The organism is Flagellimonas marinaquae (assembly GCF_023716465.1).
Classification (GTDB): Bacteria; Bacteroidota; Bacteroidia; order Flavobacteriales; family Flavobacteriaceae; genus Flagellimonas; species Flagellimonas alginolytica.
In genome coordinates, this window is the sequence record NZ_CP092415.1 from 944,055 (window position 1) to 963,636 (window position 19,582).

Below are 19,582 nucleotides of genomic sequence, written 5' to 3' on the forward strand. Positions count from 1 at the left end.
CAATGAAAAAAATTATCATTCTAAAAGCAATCGCCCTAGTTTTGCTCATTAGTTCTTGCAGCGATGATGAAGGCCAGGACCTTATTGACTTTACCGTTAATTTTAGCAGCGAGACCGTAAGCACCAACGAAGAGGACACCGCTGTGGATGTGCAGCTCAATTTTTCCAGGCCAGCATCCGAGGCCGGCACGATTACCTTAAGCTATACTGGCACCAATGCCGAGTATGGAACAGATTTTACCACGTCTCCCAATGGGGAAACAGGAACACTGTCCGTCCCCGTAGCAAGTGGAGCACAAAACGTCTCCTTTTCGTTTAATAAACTCACCAATGCCATAGAAGGTTCCACAAAGTCCGTAACATTTACCATCGATGGATTTGATCAAACGGATTGGTCCCAAGGCACAACGACCTCCACTTTGATAAGCTACACCCCCATTGCTTCTACCAGCGGCGTAGTGGATTCGGATAATGGAGGTTCCAATATACCTAACCAAGTATATTTCGACTTTAGCTCTGCCACACAAACTGCAGTTAAACGGGATACCTGGGAAATAGCATTTTACAACGGAACGGAAAACCGGGTGTTTCTAAATTCCTCCCTTTTGGTATCGGCCGCCGAGTTGACCGGGGTTACCGACCTGCTTTCTGTTACGGAAGCAAGCAATCTGCCCGAATCCATGGAGCTCAATGCCCTGGATGCCATGTTCCAACCAACCACCGTCACCGTAAATACCGTTGCCGAACTGGTACAAGGACTACCGGTCGGCTACCAACAATATGGTGATCTGGAAGCTGGGATTTCCTTTACGGACAGACCAGAAGGCAATCTGGATGACACCGCTATTGCCGAAGTATCCACCACAGCAGAAGAGAATTTTGTGTACATTATAAGTCTAGGAAGTGAAATCCCTACGGAACCGGCCGAAACGGGAAGCATTAAACATACAGGGGACCAAAGAGGTTTCATGAAGATCAGAATCCTAACCGATGGCAACAGCTATACCCTCCAATACGCCGATTTGGCCGAAACCGAGTCCTACAACGAAGTAACGGTGAACAAAGATGCAGCTTACAACCTTACTGCCTTTAGTTTGACCAATGGGGATACTGTTAGCGTGGAACCAACAAAAGAACAGTGGGACATTAACCTAAGTGGTGTTTTCGCCTATTATGGAAACCAAGGCCCGCTTGTTGCCGGATTAACGTTTTCCGATTATGTACTGCACAATACCATGGGAGGTGTTGGCCTTTATCAGGTTACCATTGAAGCCGATGTGCCCACCTATGCGAACTTTACCAGGACCGATGTGGAAGAATCTGCATTTGTGTACGATAACAGAGCAGTTGTGGGCAGCGGATGGAGAGATGCCTTTGGCGGTGTGATCAACGAAGATGTGTACTATATTGTTAAGGACGCCGACGGTAATTATTACAAATTCGATTTTACCGCCTACACCAGCGCAGAAGGTGAAAGAGGAAACTACCAGTTCGTTTACGAACGCTTATAATACTTATTTGTTCAGATGCTCAATACTAGGCACTACCTTTTGTTATCGTAGACCATTATTGTTTAGTATGAGTTAGTTTGTGTTGAAAGCGGGGCATTTGTCCCGCTTTTTTTATCCGCTTTTACGACACAAAAAAATTGGATTGCGTTAAGCCCCATCATCACAAAAAGCTAGCTTAACGTAAATTTTATTTAAAATGAAAACAGACATGGGAGTAATAGCAACAAACCATCGAGAAATAACCCTGTACTACAACGCAGAAACTCAAAAAGGTATGCAGACCTTGGCCTACCTACAATCCTCATCGAAAAAAGTACAGGACATAGATTTGTCCAAAACCAAGGTGACCGGCACACAATGGACAGAAATTGCAAAACGGTTGGGCAAGTCCATCAAAACCCTCATAAACACCCAACATCCCAATTTTAAAAAGGAATACGGCAGTTCGCAAGACCTAAAATCAGATGAAGATTGGCTAAAAATACTGGTCAACAACCCTGCGGTCGTCACGCAGCCCATACTATTGCACCACAACAAAGCGGTTCAAATAGACACTCCCTCGGAGGCATTGGTATTTTTAAAGGATGATGAATCCTCTAAATTGTAGTCGAAAACAACCCGATCAAAACTTATATGTCCGCACATAAAAACAAGCGAGCTTTAAAACTGGTAGTCCTTACTTTGGCTATTTTGATGCTGATCGCGATAGCTGCACAACTGTTCTTCACAAGCAAGGTAAAATCCATATTGGAAGAAGAACTACCACCATCTATCCATGTAACTTATGAAACATTGAGCACCAATGTACTATTCGGAAAAATAAGCTTGGGTCAGGTAAATGCAAAGCATAGGGAACAAAACCTGGATTTTAAGGCAGAATCCTTCACCATTTCTGGATTAAGACTTTTTCCCCTGCTCTTACATGCGGACATTACCATTACCGATCTCACAGTAAAATCCCCTACATTTTCCTATCATCCAACCCAAAAGGATTCTTCTTCATCAACCACCAAAGAAAAACCCCGAAATACATATACCATCAAAAATTTCAGTTTAGAAAACGGGAACTTTGTGATGGGTAACACAAAATTGGACAGTACAGCAACGGTTAAAGGCATACATCTGTCCATGTCGGACATCCAATTTGATTCGGAAAGTGCAAAAGAGATGATTCCCTTCACCTACGATAAATTTCAATTGAGCACCGAAGACGGCTACTTCCAAATCAACCCATTGGAATATGCGGCCTTTGAACAATTACATCTATCCACCGAAAAAGGAGGGCTGAAAAAATTTGTATGGCGCACCAGGTACAGCCCTTCCGAACTATCCAAAAAACTGTCCAAGGAACACGACCATTACGACCTAAAGATCGATCATATCGGTTTAAAAAATTGGGGGTTCGGCAGCAAAAGTGGAAAACCCTGTTTCCATTTGTCAGAACTTCTGTTGCAATCCCCAAAATTTCAAGTGTACCGCGACAAATTATTACCAGACGATACCACACATAAAAAACTCTACAACGCAACCTTAAGGGATATGCAATTGGACCTGCAAGTGGATACTGTTCAAATTTCGAACGGTCTCATAACCTACCAAGAACGGATAGAGGCCGATGTGGAACCAGAAAATGTGAGCTTTTCCGATATTGAGGCCACCGTGGGCAATCTACACAGCCATGGCCATGGGGAGGTTATGGTAGCCATAAAGGCCAGATTAATGGACAATGCTCCCTTTGCGCTCGATTGGAGTTTTGACCCCCAAAACAAGGCCAACGTATTTTTGGTAAAAGGATCACTATCCAATTTCCAGACCGAAAGCATTAACCCTTTTTTAAAATCCAACCTACAAGCCGAGGTGAAGGGCAACGTACAGCAAATGTATTTTACCATAAACGGCAACGAACTGGAATCGCATGGGGATATAAAAATGAAATACGACAATTTTGAGTTTACCATTCTCAAAAAAAATCGTTTGGGCGTTAACAAACTCCTCACCGCGGTGGTAAATCTCTTTGCCAAAAATGGCCACAAAACCGATAAGGACGGTTTTAGGCACGGTGATTTTACCGTAAAAAGGGAACAGGATAAATCCTTTTTCAATTATGTGTGGCTCAACCTAAAAGCTGGCCTCTTGGACACAGTGACCGGTAATGGAAAAAAAGAAAAAAACTGAGTATGTCGACTAATCGCAAACATATCATCAAAAGAAAACGCTTTCTGGTTCCGGTCATTATCCTTGTGCTTTTGGTGGGCCTTCGGTTGGCGCTCCCCTACCTTGTAAAAAATTATGTAAACAAGGTATTGGCCGATATCCCCGGGTATTATGGCCAGGTGGAGGATATTGACCTTTCCCTGATCACCGGGTCCTACACCATAGATCAATTGTACTTGAACAAAGTAAATGCCGAAACCGAGATTCCTTTCCTCAATTTTGAACGAACGAACATCTCCATTGAGTGGGCCTCGTTGTTAAAAGGCAAGATCGTAAGCGAGATCAGCATGTACCGACCCTCGCTCATTTATGTGTTCGAGGACCAACAAAAAGAAACGGAAGCAAATGCCAACATTGACGATTGGACCAAAGCGTTGACGGATTTGGTTCCGATCGACATTAACCAACTGGAAATCCACGATGGTAAAATGGCCTTTGTGCAGCTCGCTGCCGACCCCAATATTGATCTTCACCTCGATCAAATAGAGCTATACGCCAACAACCTGCGCAATGTGGTACGCACCGGGGAGCAACTCCCTTCCAACTTGGTGGCCGATGCCGTATCTTTTGGCGGAGGAAACTTGCATTTGGAGGGTAAAATGGACCTGGTTAAGCAAATCCCGGATATGGATTTGGCCCTCTCTTTGGAAAATGCCGACGCCACTGCCCTGAACAATTTTACCGACCATTATGCAGGCATCGATTTTAGCAAGGGCCAGTTTAACTTTTATGGCGAAATGGCGATTGCCGATGGCTATTTAGAAGGTTCCCTAAAACCGATCATTAAAAATGCGAAGTTGATCGGTAAGGAAGATGGTTTTTTGGAAACTCTGTGGGAAGGCTTTGTTGGCTTCTTTAAGTTTGTTCTAAAAAATCACAAGGAGAACACCTTGGCCACCAAAGTGCCCATTGAAGGCGACCTCAATAATGTAAAAACAAAAACGTGGCCCACCGTGATCAATATCTTTAAAAATGGATGGATCGAGGCCTTTAAAAATATTGTGGATAACGATATTGATTATAGAGACGTGCAAAAAACCGCCGATAAAAAGAACAGGAAAGCCAACGACTAGTATTCCGACTTAAAATACCAACCACTGTCTCCTGTCTCCATAAAACTATCCATTGTTCATTGCTAATTGCCTATTGTCAACTGAACATTGCGCTTTTCCCCCAGTTTTTTTAAGGTTTTTGTGCAATGGAATTTTATGGGTAATTGCTATTTTGCATATCGCAGCCCCTTCCCTATACTTTACAGAAACTAGTTATGCTTGGCATAGGCATCGATAACATTCCTATTTGGGTGTATATGGATGTCTTTTATGCTTATATAAACAAGTTGTGCTTCATACCCAAAAAATGGAAATTCAAGAATTATACAGAATTAAAAAGGGACAAGTCTTATCCAATAAGATTACAATTCCTTTCTATTTTGGTATTGTTTATTCAGACGATGGATTCATAAGACTTGACCTTTATGTAAATGAGGAATATGATTTGAAAGCTTTAATGAAAGATACTTCTCGAGAATATTTACAATATGATTATAATCTTACTTGCTTAACAGAAGAAAACAATGTTCTTAAAATTGACAATTTAAGATTTTCTCAAAACACACCACATTTATCAAGAATAAAGATGGTTTGTTATGGAAAAATGGAGCACATAAAGAAAAAGAAGAAAGGTTTTGAGGATAGTGATTTTAAACCTTTAATAAAGTACCTCGTATTGGAAGGACTCAAAATTGAATTTTCCGATTTCACAGAAGAAATTAGAGCAAGAGGAGGAGAAAAAATAGAAGATTTCGACAATTTTAAAAGAGACCATACGACAACAAATTTAGTTCACAAACAACATCCATATAGCCAGACTTACTATAAACTTTCAGAAAAAGAAAATGATATTATTGTCGAGTTTACAGATGAAAATAGTAACAGATTAACTTACAAGAAATATTTAGAACTCAAGGATTATTATGTTTCTGCACTTTCCTTCATTAATGGAGCTGAAGTAAGAATTAAAAAAGAATGTTATGGTTCATATTTTAGTATTGGTAAAATAGATGCAGAAAAAACAGTAACATATTCGTTCAAAAGAATAGACAACAGAAGATACAATAGTTACATTCCTGTCAATGACCCATTTCATAGAGGAGAACGAGTTTTAAGCAAATTCCTAATGTTTAATTTTGACAAGTTCATCAACTGGTGTGATAAAGTAGATTTAAAATCAATTATTTATTATTTAAGTAATTCAGAACAAACCAATAGCATTGAAGAAAAAGTTTTCATTCAAATAATTGCATTTGAAAGACTGACAACTATGTATGTCGAATATCTTGGCGAGAAAGAAGATTTTTTACCAAATAAAACTGATTATAAGCCAATAAAAGATGAACTAAATAAAATCATTGAACAAAACAAGGACAAGTTTGGAAACGCATATGATACTGTAAAAAGTAAAATTGGCAATTTAAACCAAATAAAAAGACATTCAACAACCGATAAAATGTATCGTATAATAAATGATTTTGATATTCCTGTTACACCAAAAATCAATAAATTGATAGATGTAGTAAGACATAAAACAGTACATAGAGGCGATATTGGAGACGGTCAAGACGGATTAACGACATTTTACCTTTTGGATGAATTAATTAGAGAAATTATTTTAAGAATGGTTGATTATGAAGGAAAAAGAATCAGCACAATATTATTAAATTAAAAAGTACGAAAGCACAACAATGGCTATAAGTAATTGCTTGTTCTCACCTACTTCTGAAAATCCTCGCGGATTTTCAGTTTAGTGTGTACTTGCAAAGTTTAGTGCTAACCCACGCAACTACTCATAGCCGAGACCGTTGTACACCATTAAACTGAACGAAAAAAATGACCTATAAATATTCTATTTGTCATCCTGAAAAAGAAAATATTGAATACCATAGTAATCCAATCTCCGGCAATGAAGTACGAAAAATAGCTGAAAATTATCCTTGGATTGAAAAGTTGAAATTTTCGGATTCATTAAACCCTGAAAACATTTATTACAGTCCTTCTCTTGACTTTACTTGTATTGAAAACGGAAAAAGTTTCTGTTTGACCGCTAATTATGATAAAAAACAAAATCTTGAATTTTCTCTTTGGTATAATAGACCAAAAAAAGTAAAAGTCTTATTTGGATTATTAGGAGAAAAAGAAAAAATGGTAGTTGACGATGTTTGGGGATTTAGTTTAGAAAAATCTTTAAATTATTTGGAACATTTTGTGAACGGAAATCACTCAATGATTGAAAAACTGTATAAAAAATAACGGTGTATAACAATGTATAACCGCAATTACGGCGGATTCGACTACGTCCGAATCCACTCGGAATTGCTAACGTCAGTGCTAAACCGAAAAATTTGCGTACTTTAACCCGTAAACTGACGGTTATACGAGTCCGTTAAAAAACCCTCCCCACCGCTTCAATCGTTTTATCCAAATCAGCATAACTAAGGGCATCGTTTAAAAAGTAGCTTTCAAAAGCAGAGGGCGGTAAGTACACCCCGTTCTCCAACATGCCGTGGAAGTATTTCTTAAAGGTATCGTTATTCCCCTTGGCCGAGCTGGCAAAATCCACCACAGGCTCGTCCGTAAAGTGCACGGAGATCATACTGCCATAGCGGTTAATTTGGTGCGTTACACCTTTTTCTGTCAGGGTCTCGGCAATGCCCTTGTGCAAATATTCCGTTTTTTCGGCAAGGCTGTCAAAAATTTCAGGTTGGTTGTTCAGCGCGGTGAGCATGGCTAGTCCGGCACTCATCGCCAAAGGGTTGCCGCTCAAGGTACCTGCTTGGTACACCGGCCCTTCGGGCGCCAAATGCGCCATGATCTCGGCACGGGCCGCAAACGCCCCTACGGGCAGTCCGCCCCCAATCACTTTTCCGAACATTACAATGTCGGCATTAATGCCCAAGGCTTCCTGAGCGCCCCCTTTCCCAAGACGAAAGCCCGTCATGACCTCATCAAACAACAACAAAATACCTTCTTGGGTGCAGAGTTCGCGTAGGCCTTTTATAAATTCATCCTTAGGAATAATACAGCCCATATTCCCCGCTACAGGTTCTAAAATAATCGCGGCAATTTCGCCCTTATTCGCTTCCACCAAAGCTTTTACGCCCTCCAAATCGTTGTAATCCGCCAATAGGGTATCCTTGGCCGTGCCCTGCGTAACCCCGGGACTATTGGGACTACCAAAAGTTACGGCTCCGCTCCCGGCCTGTATCAAAAAAGAATCCGAATGGCCGTGATAGCAGCCCGCAAACTTGATGATCTTGTCCTTTCCCGTGTACCCGCGCGCGAGGCGCACCGCACTCATACAGGCTTCGGTGCCACTGTTTACAAAGCGTATTTTATCGATATTGGGTACCATGGACACCGCCAGTTTGGCAAGTTCGGTCTCGATTTCGGTGGGCGTTCCAAAGGAAGTGCCCTTTTTGGCCTTTTCGATAACAGCATTGATCACCGGTTCGTAAGCATGACCCAAAATAAGCGGCCCCCACGAAGCAATGTAATCGATAAGTTGGTTGCCATCGGCATCGTACAAATACGCTCCTTTGGCCTCCTTGATAAAAATAGGGTCGCCCCCTACCGCTTTGAATGCTCTTACTGGTGAATTAACCCCTCCGGGGATGTATTTTTTGGCCTCTGCAAACAAGGCACTGCTTCGTTGGTAGATCATAGTATACTTTTATTCATCCCGTCATGCTGAATTTATTTCAACATCCCATTGCTGTCGGTCAAAAAAACAATGAGAACCTGAAACGAGTTCAGGTTGACGCAGGTGCTGCAAAGGTAATGAGGATCGTTCGTTCTTGGAAACGGAATTCATCAGGATAAGAGAGATGCTTCGTTCTGCCCAGAATGATATTAAAAACTACTGCGCCCTTCGGATATTGAGTATTTGACCTATGGAAATAATATTGCCGTTCAGGTTATTGAGACGGCGCAGTTCCTCGACCGAAATATCGTATCGTTTGGAAATTCCGTAAAGTGTATCCCCTTTCTTCACTTCGTGGGTAAACACTTCATATTGTTTGGTATCCCTAACCGTGGACAAGCCATTTTCAACGACCTCTTCATCGTACTTATGCAAATCGTACCGTTCTATAAGTGCAATCAACTTTTGGGGATACTTGCGGTCGGTGGCATATCCGGCCTGCCGCAAACCATGAGCCCATTTTTTATAATCGTCCCGTTTATAATTGAACAAAAACGCATAGCGTGAACGTGTGGACAGGAAAATACTATGATCGCGGAAGGAGTACATGGGATGGTTGTATTTTCTAAAACACTCGCCCTTGGCATCATCGTCGTGAAAATCGAACTCGCCCTGCCAGCCGGCATGGCACTTTATCCCAAAATGATTATTGGTTTTTAGGGTCAGCTCCCCACGACCGGAGCCACTTTCCAAAATGCCCTGTGCCAAGGTAATACTGGCGGGTATACCATACGCACGCATTTCGTACTGGGCAATCTCGGCAAAAGTCTCAATATAATCTTGGGTATCCGAAATGGGAAAACGCTCAAAACGCCCGGTATCTTCCGGCATGGGATATAGCCCGGTTTCATCCGTGTTCTCCTTTGGGGAACTCGTGGGAGTTCTGTCGGAATTACTAATGGTCGGAGCCCCCTTACGGTGGGTACTACGTTTCTTTTTTGCACCACAGCTAGAAAGCAAAAGCGCCACTATCAATACATAACCTATTCGCCTGATCATACGTCCAATAACGGTAAATTCTTCTTTTTCAATACAAGGTTCATGCCTTTTATGCCCTGCAGCCCCCCTGTATGGATTGCCAAGATTTGGGTTCCTGGTGTAAAAAAATCCTGTTTTATAAGGTCAAAAATACCAAAAAGCATCTTACCTGTGTATATGGGATCCAGTGGGATGCCTGTTTTTTGTTTAAAAAGATTGATGAACTCGATCAGTTCGGCATTTAATTTGGCGTACCCTCCAAAATGATAATCCATAATAAGGCGCCATTGACCGTTATGTGAATATTTTTGAATTTCGCGGGTTAAAAAATCACCCTTCAAGGCCGGGAATCCCAACACGGTCTGATGCGCTCTGGATGCATTGATAAGCCCTGCCATGGTACCGCCTGTACCCACCGCACTACAGATGTAATCGAATTGAGCATCGGATTCCGTTAAAATTTCGGCACAGCCTTTTACTGCCAAAGTGTTGGTTCCACCTTCGGGCAACAGATAAAAATCACCGTGCCGCGCTTTCAGATTTTGAAGAAATGACGGCTCATTTTTGAGCCTGTATTCACTTCGGGACACAAAATGGAACTGCATACCATGTTCATGCGCAAGTTTTAAAGTCGGATTGCTCTGCCATTTGTCCGCCAGTTCTTCGCCACGTATCACCCCTATTGTTGGTATGCCTTGTTCAAACCCTGCAAAGGCAGTGGCAGCTATATGGTTGGAAAAGGCCCCACCAAAGGTGAGCAAGGTACTTTTGCCCTGTTTTTTGGCCTCGATCAGGTTATATTTAAGTTTACGGTACTTGTTCCCAGATATAAAGGGATGGATCGTATCCTCTCTTTTCAGGCAAAGGCGAATACCCTTTTCTTTCAAAAGGGGCAAATCAATATACTGATCGGGTATGTTCAATCTAAAAAATTAACGGGTCAGGTACTGCAAAAACCCAAAGGTTTTCCGCTTGGAAAGATACTGCATATCCTTTTCATTGGTATAGGCTTCCCGTTCAAAACTTATATTCTGGTAGGCACGGTAACTGTCCAAATACAATACCGTACGCAACAACCATTCTGAAACATAAAGAATATAAAAAGGTAATATGAGCAGTTCCCTTTGTTGTTTTAAATGGATGCGCTCGTGGTTGATGAGCACCTCATCCGCTTTTAAGGAATCTTCCTTTAGAATAATGAATGGCCAAAGCGAAAGGCCAACATAATTTTTATAAAAGAAATGTTTAAAAACGAGTATCAAATGGTTACTGTCAATTGGTTACCAACAAATATAACTGCAAAAAGCGCTCAAAATTGGACAGTTACGATAATTCCATCAACAATTTCGGTGAACAACATTGTTTTCAAAATCCTAAATCCTTGGCAGTTTTGGTGCGAAAGCCTTATTTTTAGGTAGTAAAAGCTGGGCTACGGATGAAAGAACGCATTCCACTGGAAGAAGGAGATTATTATTTATCGGAACATGGATATCGGGTTTTTACCGAGCAATATCACCTAAAACGTGGATACTGTTGCGAAAGTGGTTGCCGACATTGCCCGTTTGGCTACGACCCTAAAATCAACGCTCAATAATTTAATTTTCGGCATAATATTTGTGGTCTTTTTAGGGATATCTCAAACAATTAAAAAAAGTACTATGAAAAGTTTAACACGTTTGGCACTTGCCGTCTTCTGCATCGGGTTTTTAGCTTCTTGTTCCTCTGTTCGGGTCGTTTCCGATTATGATCAGAAAGCTGACTTCAACAATTACAAGAGTTACGCCTTTTATAAAACCGGAATAGATAAAGCCCAAATTTCCGATTTGGACAAAAAAAGAATCCTGCGCGCCATTGAGGCCGAAATGGGGTCAAGAGGTTTTGTTAAATCGGATAAGCCCGATATGCTGATCAGTATATTCACCAAAGAACGCGAACGTGTAGATGTGTACAACAACAACTTTGGCTGGGGCTGGGGTTGGGGCTGGGGTCCTGCATGGGCCTGGGGCCCGGGTTGGGGCTGGGGAGGCAACAATGTAAGCACAAGCACCGAGGGCTCTCTATATATTGATGTGATCGATGCCAATAAAAAGGAACTGGTATGGCAAGGTCGTGGAATAGGCACATTGAACAATACCAACAATATTGAAAAGAAAGAACAACGTATCCGTGAATTTGTTTCCCAAATTCTCGAGAAATACCCCCCACAAATGACCGTGGCCACCAACTAAAATTTAGACCGCCCTTTAGGGCGGTTTTTTATTGCGCTTAACGATTCTTAAGAAAATATCCTATATCGATTTCGTATATTTAGGTCGCATAAAAATTGACCTATGAACTACGAATCCAATCCAATTCTGGACAAACTCCCAAAACACCTAAAACAATTCATAAAGCCCCAAAATTATGAAGAGTACACGGCTATAGATCAGGCTGTTTGGCGTTATGTTATGCGCAAGAATGTAGATTATTTGAGCAAAGTGGCCCATAAATCTTATGTAGATGGCCTAAAAAAGACCGGAATTTCCATTGACCACATTCCCAATATGTATGGCATGAACCGAATCTTGAAAGAAATTGGTTGGGCAGCCGTTGCTGTGGACGGATTTATCCCGCCTTCGGCCTTTATGGAGTTCCAGGCTTATAACGTACTCGTAATCGCATCGGACATTCGACAACTTGAAAACATCGAATATACCCCTGCCCCGGATATTATCCACGAAGGTGCCGGACATGCCCCTATTATCGCCAATCCAGAATATGCGGAATACTTGCGTAGATTCGGGGAAATTGGCTGCAAGGCGATTTCCAGTGCCAAAGACTACGAACTCTATAATGCGGTTCGCCATCTTTCAATAATAAAAGAGGCACATGGAACTCCTCAAAGTGAGATAGAAGAAGCGGAAGAACACATTGAACATCTACAAAAAAATATGGGCGAGCCCAGTGAAATGGCGCTTATCCGAAACCTGCACTGGTGGACAGTGGAATATGGCCTCATCGGAACTGTGGACAACCCAAAAATTTATGGAGCGGGACTACTTTCCTCTATTGGCGAAAGTGCTTGGTGCATGACGGACAAGGTGAAAAAAATTCCCTACTCCATCGAAGCGGCACATACCGAATTCGACATTACCAAACCTCAACCCCAGCTTTTTGTAACCCCCGATTTTGCCTTTTTGAGCCAGGTACTGGAAGACTTTGCCAACACCATGGCCGTGCGGACGGGAGGTCTGGCAGGGATTAAAAAATTGATAGCCTCCAAAGCACTCGGCACTATTGAACTGAGCACTGGTCTGCAAATCTCGGGAGAGTTCAGCAACGTGATCGAAAATAACGCGAAACCGATCTACATACAGACCAACAGCGGAACTGCACTGGCCTATCGAGAAAAAGAACTTGTTGGGCACAGTATAGCCCACCATGCCGAAGGTTTTGGTTCACCGATCGGTAAATTGAAAGGTATCAATATCGCGATCGAAGATATGGGGCCAAGAGACCTTAAGGCCTACAAAATATATGAAGGTGAACAGATAACCCTCGAATTTGAAGGTGGAATTAAAGTAACGGGGACCATTGTTACCGGAACCCGTAATCTAATGGGCAAAATCATATTGATAACATTTGAAAACTGCACGGTTACGCATGGCGACAATGTGTTGTTCCAACCCGACTGGGGTTTGTACCACATGGCTGTTGGCCAAAATATTGTTTCGGCCTACAACGGCCCTGCCGACCTGAACAGCTTTAATTTAATGAGCCATCAAATCACAGAAAGTACCATCAAACCCAAGAAAAGCGAAAAAAGATTACAACTGGAGTTATTTTATAAACAAGTGAGGGAGTTTAGGGAAGGAATAAATACCACAATTTCCCGAAACAAGGTATTAAAAGCCTTAAAAAAGGACCATCCAAAGGACTGGTTACTGCCGGTAGAATTGTATGAACTTGCCAAGCAGGACAATAATCGGGCTTTTCAGAAAGAGATTATGGAACACTTGGAGCACATTAAGCAGGATAATCCAAAAGTAGGCCATTTGATCGATGATGGACTACAGCTTTTGGATACAGCATTGGTAAGCTAAAATCCAAGCTTTTCGATATTTTCTAAAGCGGGCTTCAATTGGGGTACCGCTGCTTTTGTTACCGGGTAATACGATATATTGAACTCCTCACCGTTTCTTCGGAGGCCCAGCTCAACTTTATGATCAATATTGCCTTGCCAAATGCTTCGGGAAAATACCTCATCACCTTCTCGGACACCTGCTTCCCAAGCCTTGCTTCCGTCTGTTACGCTTGCAATTTCCTTTCGGTCATCGGTAAATTTAAATCCCAACTCGTAAATATCACTTTCCGTACTGTATTCCAATGCCAGTGCATCAAACAATGCTACCAAATCCACTTTTTGCCCTTCTTCAATATACTTTTGGAAAACCGATTCAAAATCACCATCCCAAAACCCATCCATCACTTGAATGAAATAATCATGGGTCAGTTTTTGGTCCTTAGTGGCGGCATCGGCATAGATCTGATGCATTACATGGTCCAAACTTTGGCTGCCATCACCTATTTGTTGAATTTTCTGATCAAGGTAAAAGGCAAAAATCGCCCCTCGCCAATAGGGCAGTTTGGAATACTCATAATCGGACCAAAAGTTATCGTAGTTGATTTCAGCATTGGGTACCTCGCTTATCGATGATGCGTATAGATCTCTAATAGTACGGTTGATTTCTTGAACAAAAAAAGCACCGTCCAGCCCATTGATCTTGTTTTTCGCAATATTCTTATAGGTATAATATTCGGTAAACCCCTCACTGAACCAATATTGTTCTTCCTCGTTATCGTTGGTTATGGTATGCCCGATCCAATTGTGCATTAACTCGTGGTTGAAGAGATACACCATTTGACCAATATCGGTCTGATCGTTGTTGGAAACCGATGTTGCAAAGGAATTGGTTAGACCAGTACCTTGAAAACTACTGCCGTTTTCCTGCGGAAAGGGTTGCAGGGTAACTGTAAAATAGTCTTGGGAATGATCGTTCCAAAAGTTTCGCTGACAGGTCAAGGTCTTTTCCAAAACCAGAAAAACGTCTTCATCCGCAAAAGGAATCCAATCGCCTCGGGTGGCCAAGCTGACCCTGTTCCCTTGTATTTGCCCCTCATAAATTCTAAAATCACCTCCAACAAAAATGGCGCTATTGAACAAATCCATATCCTGGTTTTGTAATAGTTGCATTTTCTTATTACTCCCAAAACTGTTGTGAACAACATAATCTTTCCCAAAAGATGTCCAATCCAAGACAATATCCATGCTATGCTTTGCATTTTCCGGCACCATGAACAAATTATGGGAAAACACATGGAAATAATCTGAATTGATAATAGGTCGGTATATTTCCCGAGTTGAAATTTCTCCTTCAAAATCCTGTTTAAGAAAATATTCAAACTCCAATTTTTTCACCCCTTTAGGATGCATTAATACAATCCGACCACTATCCACATCTTTTTCAACCACGCCTTCTACATTTAAAAGTTCCATACGGCCAAGTGTTTTAAACAGGTCTTCTTCGCCCCATGCTTCGTTGGGAAAAGAAAGCAATGTAGTGCCGTCCGAACTGGCCTCTAAGGTCATTTTTATTTTAAGTTGCGGAATACTATCTACCAACACAGCAGAAATTTCGTAGCTGATATCGGATTCTGGTTTTTGCTGACAGGAAACAAAAATTATGGCTAAAAGGGCGGTTAGCAGTACTCTTTTAAACATGGTTTTGATTGATTGATGTATCTATAAAGACGCAAAAATGGTCGAAATGTGACACCTCAATCCAAAATATTTTTCAATTGTACGGTATTTTCCACTGGGGTATTTTTATATACCAACGTCCATCCCATGGAATCGGTCAGCACCAAAATGCGTGAAAGTTCGCTCAACAATCGGTTCTCTGCGTTCGATCGTAAGGATGAGGCTTCTATTTTCTTCATCAAGGACTGTTTCACATTTTGTTTAATGGCATTATAATCCCCTGCATTAAATGGATTCAAGTAATCTGCGGTAACATCGTAATATTCAAAATCAGGATTAATGGTAATTTCCGGCTCCGGAATGTACCTTAAGGTCAATACTTTATTTTCCCGATCAACATCGTAATCGATCTTGGACATATCGTATGCCACGGACACATCGGCATTGACCACCACCAAAGCTTTTTTATTTGCCGTTATCAATGGGCCGAACAGTTCTTTGGAGTCTTTGTAATTGTACACTTCGGCAAAATGACCTTCGGTGACCACCAATTTGGACACATTGCGCAGTTCTTGCTGGATCAGCATGGAGTTTTCTTCCAGTATGGTCTTTTGGGAACGATCTTCCGTACACGATTTATAAATTAACACGGAGGCCAACGCAATCACCGCCCCAACTAGGATTTTCTTCATTTAACTGAATTTCATGAAAGGATACCTTTCTTGAAGATACGTAATTTTTGTTCGGAGCGATGTTTTAAACTTTTGATGGGCATCAGAATCCGGGTTGAACGGTCGATGTAGCAACCCTTTTTGTACAGAATCTACCTTATCCATCACGGCATATGAATTTGAAGTAATCCAGACCGATTTAAACTTTTCCCAAATGTAATCCACTGCTAACTGATTGGGATGCACCATATCCGTTCCATAAAATCGATAATCACGAAGCTCGTCCATCATAATTTCATAAGACGGAAAATACCCAGGGCCTCTAGACTGCGTTCGAGATGACAATAACGAATGGACTGCGGCTATCAGATGTGCCTTGCTTCGCTGGTTTTCCACAAAACCATCTTTTAAATGGCGGACAGGAGAAACCGTGAAAATAATTTGTGCCTTGGGGTTTACCTTTGTTATATTGTCTACAATCGAATCCAGACAAGATTCAATTGCCTCGATACTCAACAATTTTTTTGCAAACTGTTTTTGGGGCACTTTATGGCAATTGGCCACTATTTTGTTGGAATTCAAATATTCATAGACCCAAGCCGTTCCCAAAGTAATGATGATATGGGATGACACCCCCAACCAAGTCTCGGTTTCCTTCAACCTTTGGTTCAGTATTTGTAACAACGCTTCGGGATTATCGGAACGCAAATCGGAATGCGCGTCGAAACAACGCCAAATCCCATCCTGCTCAAAAATCTCTTCTAGCTTGTAATCCCTTCTTTCTTTTAGGGCTCTTTCAATTAAATTCTCAATGGCCAAAGGATGGAACAATATCCCAAAAGGATTCTGAAGTTGTTGAAACTGGAAATAGTCCAACTTAGCCCCCATATTCTCAACAAAACAAGAACCTAAAAGCACCAATTTATTTTGATAATCTATTGGATTATCACTAGGGCTTAAAGGTATTTTGGTTTGTAGTTCCATCGAATTATAAATGTTAGTTCGAGAGCAGTCGAGAACATCATGGCAACACATCACACCTATGCACGATGCGACAAAGGAATTCTCAGGAAACTACTTTAGGTATTCCTTTACCTTGTTGAGTGCTTCGGGAATTCCTGCCGGGTTTTTACCCCCCGCAGTGGCAAAAAATGGTTGTCCACCTCCGCCGCCTTGGATGTATTTGCCCAATTCACGGACAATGGCTCCGGCATTCAAATCTTTATTTTTCACCAAATCTTTGGAAATGTAGCAAGACAATATGGCTTTTCCGTCTTTTTCCGAAGCAAGGAACAGGAATAAATCATCTACTTGTCCACCCATTTCAAAAGCAAGGTCCTTGATACCACCTGCATCCAAATCCACTTTTTTGGATAGGAATTTAATACCATTGATATCTTCCAATTCGGAAATCAGTTCGTTTTTGAGTCCTTTGGCCTTGTCCTTCAATAATTGCTCCACTTGTTTTTTAAGGGCTGCATTCTCTTCTTGCAAACTTGCCACGGATTTTACCGGATCCTGGGTGTTTTTCAGCAAATCCTTAATCTCGAACAACATGCGGTTGTTGTTAAAATAAAATTCCTTTACCGCATCGGAAGTAATAGCTTCGATTCTACGTATTCCTGCCGCCACAGCTCCTTCGGACACAATTTTAAAATGCCATATATCCGCTGTATTGTTTACGTGAGTGCCACCGCAAAGCTCAATGGATTGACCAAAACGGACGGTGCGGACCGTATCACCATATTTTTCACCAAAAAGTGCCATGGCCCCTTGTTCCATAGCTTCTTTCATGGGAACATTTCTGTTTTCTTCCAAAGGAAGGTGCCCATCTATTCGAGCATTTACAAAGTTTTCCACTTCCCTAAGCTCTTCCGTCGTCAATTTTGAAAAATGGGAGAAATCGAATCGTAAATATTTGGAATGGACAGCGGACCCTTTCTGTTCCACATGGCTTCCCAATACCTCGCGCAATGCTTGATGCAGCAAGTGCGTTGCGGTATGGTTAGAAGCTGTTCTCCAACGCTGTTTCTGGTCCACCACAGCTTTGAAGGTTCCCGAGACTTCCTTGGGCAGCGACTTGGCAAAATGAACAATTTCGTTGTTCTCCCGTTTGGTGTCCACAATGTAAGTAACATCGCCATTAGAGGCTTCCAAGTAACCCTTATCCCCTACCTGACCACCACCTTCGGCATAAAACGGGGTAAGATTAAACACCATTTGATATTGATCTCCTTCTTTTTTACTGGTGACCTTCCTATACTTAACCAATTTTACGGTAGCTTCCAAGCTATCATACCCGATAAATTCCTGCTCGGTATCTGTCAATAGAACATTCCAATCGTCCTTGGTAACTTCGGAAGCTGCCCTTGATCGATCCTTTTGGGCCTTTAGGGCCTTTTCGAATCCTTCCACATCCAATTGATAGCCTTTCTCTTCCAAAATAAGGGCGGTCAAATCTATTGGGAAACCAAAAGTATCGTAAAGCTCAAAGGCCTTATCGCCAGCAATAGTTTTGTTTTTTGATGATTTTATCACGGAATCCAACAATACCAATCCTTGCTCCAAAGTGCTCAAAAAAGAGCTCTCCTCTTCTTTTATCACGTTCTCTATCAATTGATATTGCTCCTTCAACTCTGGGAAAGCCTTTCCCATTTGCTCGCTCAACACCTTTACCAATCGGTAGATAAAAGGTTTATTGGTGTCCAAAAAAGTGAATCCATAGCGTATGGCGCGGCGTAAAATCCTTCGGATTACATAACCGGCGCCGGTGTTGCTGGGCAACTGCCCATCAGCAATGGAAAAAGCAACTGCCCTAACATGGTCGCAGATTACCCGGATGGCAATATCCGTCTGCTCGTTCTTACCGTATTTTTTTCCTGTGATGATTTCCACCTCTCGTATAAGCGGGGTAAAAACATCGGTATCGTAGTTGGATTGTTTTCCTTGGAGCACCATACAAAGGCGCTCAAAGCCCATTCCTGTATCAATATGGTTTTCTGGAAGTGGTTCCAAGCTTCCATTGGCCTTACGGTTGAACTGCATAAATACCAAGTTCCAGATTTCCACAACTTGTGGGTGATCTTGGTTTACCAATGAAGCGCCATCGACTTTATCCCTGTCCTTTTTGGATCGGATATCCACGTGGATTTCGGAACAGGGTCCACATGGCCCCTGATCGCCCATTTCCCAAAAGTTGTCCTTTTTGTTCCCCTTTATAATTCGGTTTTCGGGCACTATCGCTTTCCACAGATCATAAGCCTCTTGATCCAAGGGCAAACCATCATCCTCACTACCTTCAAAAATAGAAACGTACAAGCGATCCTTATCAATTTTATATACCTCTGTGAGCAGTTCCCAAGCCCAGGCAATGGCCTCTTTTTTAAAATAATCCCCTACGCTCCAATTCCCCAACATCTCGAACATGGTGTGGTGGTAGGTATCTTTCCCTACCTCTTCCAAATCGTTGTGCTTTCCGCTCACACGCAAGCATTTTTGAGTATCGGTCAAACGTTTGTGCTTTGGCACGGAGTTGCCCAAAAAGTATTCCTTGAATTGGTTCATTCCCGCATTGGTGAACATTAAAGTAGGGTCGTCCTTCATTACCATGGGCGCGGATGGAACAATCTTGTGGCTCTTTTCTTTAAAAAAGTTTAAAAACTGTTTTCTAACTTCTTGGGATGTCATTGAATTCCTAGGGTTTTCTTAAA

At 41.8% G+C, this 19,582-nt stretch carries 18 protein-coding genes; 10 read left to right on the forward strand and 8 right to left on the reverse strand.

Annotated features, from left to right (window positions below; translation table 11 throughout):
- Window positions 1-2: 2 nt before the first annotated feature.
- The 6 genes from MJO53_RS04350 (at window position 3) to MJO53_RS04375 (ending at window position 7,033) form a co-directional block, all read left to right on the forward strand.
- Complete coding sequence (locus MJO53_RS04350) at window positions 3-1,511, forward strand: HmuY family protein (RefSeq protein WP_252080608.1); 1,509 nt, start codon at window positions 3-5, stop codon at window positions 1,509-1,511.
- Between the two features lie 196 nt (window positions 1,512-1,707).
- Window positions 1,708-2,118 (forward strand): arsenate reductase family protein, encoded by a 411-nt coding sequence (locus MJO53_RS04355; RefSeq protein ID WP_252080609.1) that lies wholly within the window; start codon window positions 1,708-1,710, stop codon window positions 2,116-2,118.
- Window positions 2,119-2,144: 26 nt separating this feature from the next.
- Window positions 2,145-3,686 carry a DUF748 domain-containing protein gene (locus tag MJO53_RS04360; RefSeq protein ID WP_252080610.1) on the forward strand — a complete coding sequence of 514 codons (1,542 nt, stop codon included), beginning with the start codon at window positions 2,145-2,147 and terminating at the stop codon, window positions 3,684-3,686.
- Between the two features lie 2 nt (window positions 3,687-3,688).
- Window positions 3,689-4,798 (forward strand): DUF748 domain-containing protein, encoded by a 1,110-nt coding sequence (locus MJO53_RS04365; RefSeq protein ID WP_252080611.1) that lies wholly within the window; start codon window positions 3,689-3,691, stop codon window positions 4,796-4,798.
- Between the two features lie 286 nt (window positions 4,799-5,084).
- Entirely contained in the window at window positions 5,085-6,449 is a 1,365-nt protein-coding gene (locus MJO53_RS04370) for a hypothetical protein (protein WP_252080612.1), read from the forward strand.
- 164 nt (window positions 6,450-6,613) lie between these two features.
- Window positions 6,614-7,033, forward strand: coding sequence for a hypothetical protein (locus MJO53_RS04375; RefSeq protein ID WP_252080613.1), 420 nt, complete (start codon window positions 6,614-6,616; stop codon window positions 7,031-7,033).
- A 133-nt stretch (window positions 7,034-7,166) separates the two neighbouring features.
- Here MJO53_RS04375 and hemL read toward each other — a convergent pair whose 3' ends face one another.
- Window positions 7,167-8,444: a glutamate-1-semialdehyde 2,1-aminomutase gene (hemL, locus tag MJO53_RS04380; RefSeq protein WP_252080614.1), complete on the reverse strand. Its 1,278-nt coding sequence runs from the start codon at window positions 8,442-8,444 to the stop codon at window positions 7,167-7,169.
- A gap of 23 nt (window positions 8,445-8,467) precedes the next feature.
- On the opposite strand from hemL, the gene MJO53_RS16930 reads away from it, so the two are divergent.
- Window positions 8,468-8,602, forward strand: coding sequence for a hypothetical protein (locus tag MJO53_RS16930; RefSeq protein ID WP_286037772.1), 135 nt, complete (start codon window positions 8,468-8,470; stop codon window positions 8,600-8,602).
- Between the two features lie 37 nt (window positions 8,603-8,639).
- Here MJO53_RS16930 and MJO53_RS04385 read toward each other — a convergent pair whose 3' ends face one another.
- The 3 genes from MJO53_RS04385 to MJO53_RS04395 are packed head-to-tail and all read right to left on the reverse strand — an operon-like array spanning window position 8,640 to window position 10,723.
- Window positions 8,640-9,482: a glucosaminidase domain-containing protein gene (locus MJO53_RS04385; protein WP_252080615.1), complete on the reverse strand. Its 843-nt coding sequence runs from the start codon at window positions 9,480-9,482 to the stop codon at window positions 8,640-8,642.
- A complete protein-coding gene (locus MJO53_RS04390) occupies window positions 9,479-10,384 on the reverse strand; it encodes a 1-aminocyclopropane-1-carboxylate deaminase/D-cysteine desulfhydrase (protein ID WP_252080616.1) in 906 nt (301 codons plus the stop codon). Before MJO53_RS04390 ends, MJO53_RS04385 begins: the two co-directional genes overlap by 4 nt.
- Window positions 10,385-10,393: 9 nt before the next feature.
- Complete coding sequence (locus MJO53_RS04395; RefSeq protein WP_224836420.1) at window positions 10,394-10,723, reverse strand: hypothetical protein; 330 nt, start codon at window positions 10,721-10,723, stop codon at window positions 10,394-10,396.
- Between the two features lie 173 nt (window positions 10,724-10,896).
- Between MJO53_RS04395 and MJO53_RS04400 the strand changes: the two genes are divergently transcribed.
- From MJO53_RS04400 to MJO53_RS04410, 3 genes are all read left to right on the forward strand, one after another.
- A complete protein-coding gene (locus MJO53_RS04400) occupies window positions 10,897-11,055 on the forward strand; it encodes a DUF5522 domain-containing protein (protein ID WP_224836419.1) in 159 nt (52 codons plus the stop codon).
- A 64-nt stretch (window positions 11,056-11,119) separates the two neighbouring features.
- On the forward strand, window positions 11,120-11,689 hold the full coding sequence (locus MJO53_RS04405) for a DUF4136 domain-containing protein (protein WP_252080617.1): 570 nt from the start codon (window positions 11,120-11,122) through the stop codon (window positions 11,687-11,689).
- Window positions 11,690-11,791: 102 nt separating this feature from the next.
- Window positions 11,792-13,543 (forward strand): aromatic amino acid hydroxylase, encoded by a 1,752-nt coding sequence (locus MJO53_RS04410; protein ID WP_252080618.1) that lies wholly within the window; start codon window positions 11,792-11,794, stop codon window positions 13,541-13,543.
- Here MJO53_RS04410 and MJO53_RS04415 read toward each other — a convergent pair.
- The 4 genes from MJO53_RS04415 to alaS form a co-directional block, all read right to left on the reverse strand.
- Window positions 13,540-15,222, reverse strand: a complete 1,683-nt coding sequence (locus MJO53_RS04415; protein WP_252080619.1) for a M1 family aminopeptidase — start codon at window positions 15,220-15,222, stop codon at window positions 13,540-13,542. The genes MJO53_RS04410 and MJO53_RS04415 overlap by 4 nt on opposite strands.
- A gap of 56 nt (window positions 15,223-15,278) precedes the next feature.
- Window positions 15,279-15,893, reverse strand: a complete 615-nt coding sequence (locus tag MJO53_RS04420; RefSeq protein ID WP_252080620.1) for a DUF4230 domain-containing protein — start codon at window positions 15,891-15,893, stop codon at window positions 15,279-15,281.
- Window positions 15,894-16,856: a GSCFA domain-containing protein gene (locus tag MJO53_RS04425; RefSeq protein ID WP_252080621.1), complete on the reverse strand. Its 963-nt coding sequence runs from the start codon at window positions 16,854-16,856 to the stop codon at window positions 15,894-15,896.
- 90 nt (window positions 16,857-16,946) lie between these two features.
- On the reverse strand, window positions 16,947-19,559 hold the full coding sequence (gene alaS, locus MJO53_RS04430) for an alanine--tRNA ligase (RefSeq protein WP_252080622.1): 2,613 nt from the start codon (window positions 19,557-19,559) through the stop codon (window positions 16,947-16,949).
- Window positions 19,560-19,582 lie beyond the last annotated feature (23 nt).

Coding starts and splice junctions, on each gene's coding strand:
- MJO53_RS04350 (WP_252080608.1), top strand. CDS start 3: ATGAAAAAAATTATCATTCTAAAAGCAATCGCCCTAGTTTTGCTCATT.
- MJO53_RS04355 (WP_252080609.1), top strand. CDS start 1,708: ATGAAAACAGACATGGGAGTAATAGCAACAAACCATCGAGAAATAACC.
- MJO53_RS04360 (WP_252080610.1), top strand. CDS start 2,145: ATGTCCGCACATAAAAACAAGCGAGCTTTAAAACTGGTAGTCCTTACT.
- MJO53_RS04365 (WP_252080611.1), top strand. CDS start 3,689: ATGTCGACTAATCGCAAACATATCATCAAAAGAAAACGCTTTCTGGTT.
- MJO53_RS04370 (WP_252080612.1), top strand. CDS start 5,085: ATGGAAATTCAAGAATTATACAGAATTAAAAAGGGACAAGTCTTATCC.
- MJO53_RS04375 (WP_252080613.1), top strand. CDS start 6,614: ATGACCTATAAATATTCTATTTGTCATCCTGAAAAAGAAAATATTGAA.
- hemL (WP_252080614.1), bottom strand. CDS start 8,444: ATGATCTACCAACGAAGCAGTGCCTTGTTTGCAGAGGCCAAAAAATAC.
- MJO53_RS16930 (WP_286037772.1), top strand. CDS start 8,468: ATGCTGAATTTATTTCAACATCCCATTGCTGTCGGTCAAAAAAACAAT.
- MJO53_RS04385 (WP_252080615.1), bottom strand. CDS start 9,482: ATGATCAGGCGAATAGGTTATGTATTGATAGTGGCGCTTTTGCTTTCT.
- MJO53_RS04400 (WP_224836419.1), top strand. CDS start 10,897: ATGAAAGAACGCATTCCACTGGAAGAAGGAGATTATTATTTATCGGAA.
- MJO53_RS04405 (WP_252080617.1), top strand. CDS start 11,120: ATGAAAAGTTTAACACGTTTGGCACTTGCCGTCTTCTGCATCGGGTTT.
- MJO53_RS04410 (WP_252080618.1), top strand. CDS start 11,792: ATGAACTACGAATCCAATCCAATTCTGGACAAACTCCCAAAACACCTA.
- MJO53_RS04415 (WP_252080619.1), bottom strand. CDS start 15,222: ATGTTTAAAAGAGTACTGCTAACCGCCCTTTTAGCCATAATTTTTGTT.
- MJO53_RS04420 (WP_252080620.1), bottom strand. CDS start 15,893: ATGAAGAAAATCCTAGTTGGGGCGGTGATTGCGTTGGCCTCCGTGTTA.
- MJO53_RS04425 (WP_252080621.1), bottom strand. CDS start 16,856: ATGGAACTACAAACCAAAATACCTTTAAGCCCTAGTGATAATCCAATA.
- alaS (WP_252080622.1), bottom strand. CDS start 19,559: ATGACATCCCAAGAAGTTAGAAAACAGTTTTTAAACTTTTTTAAAGAA.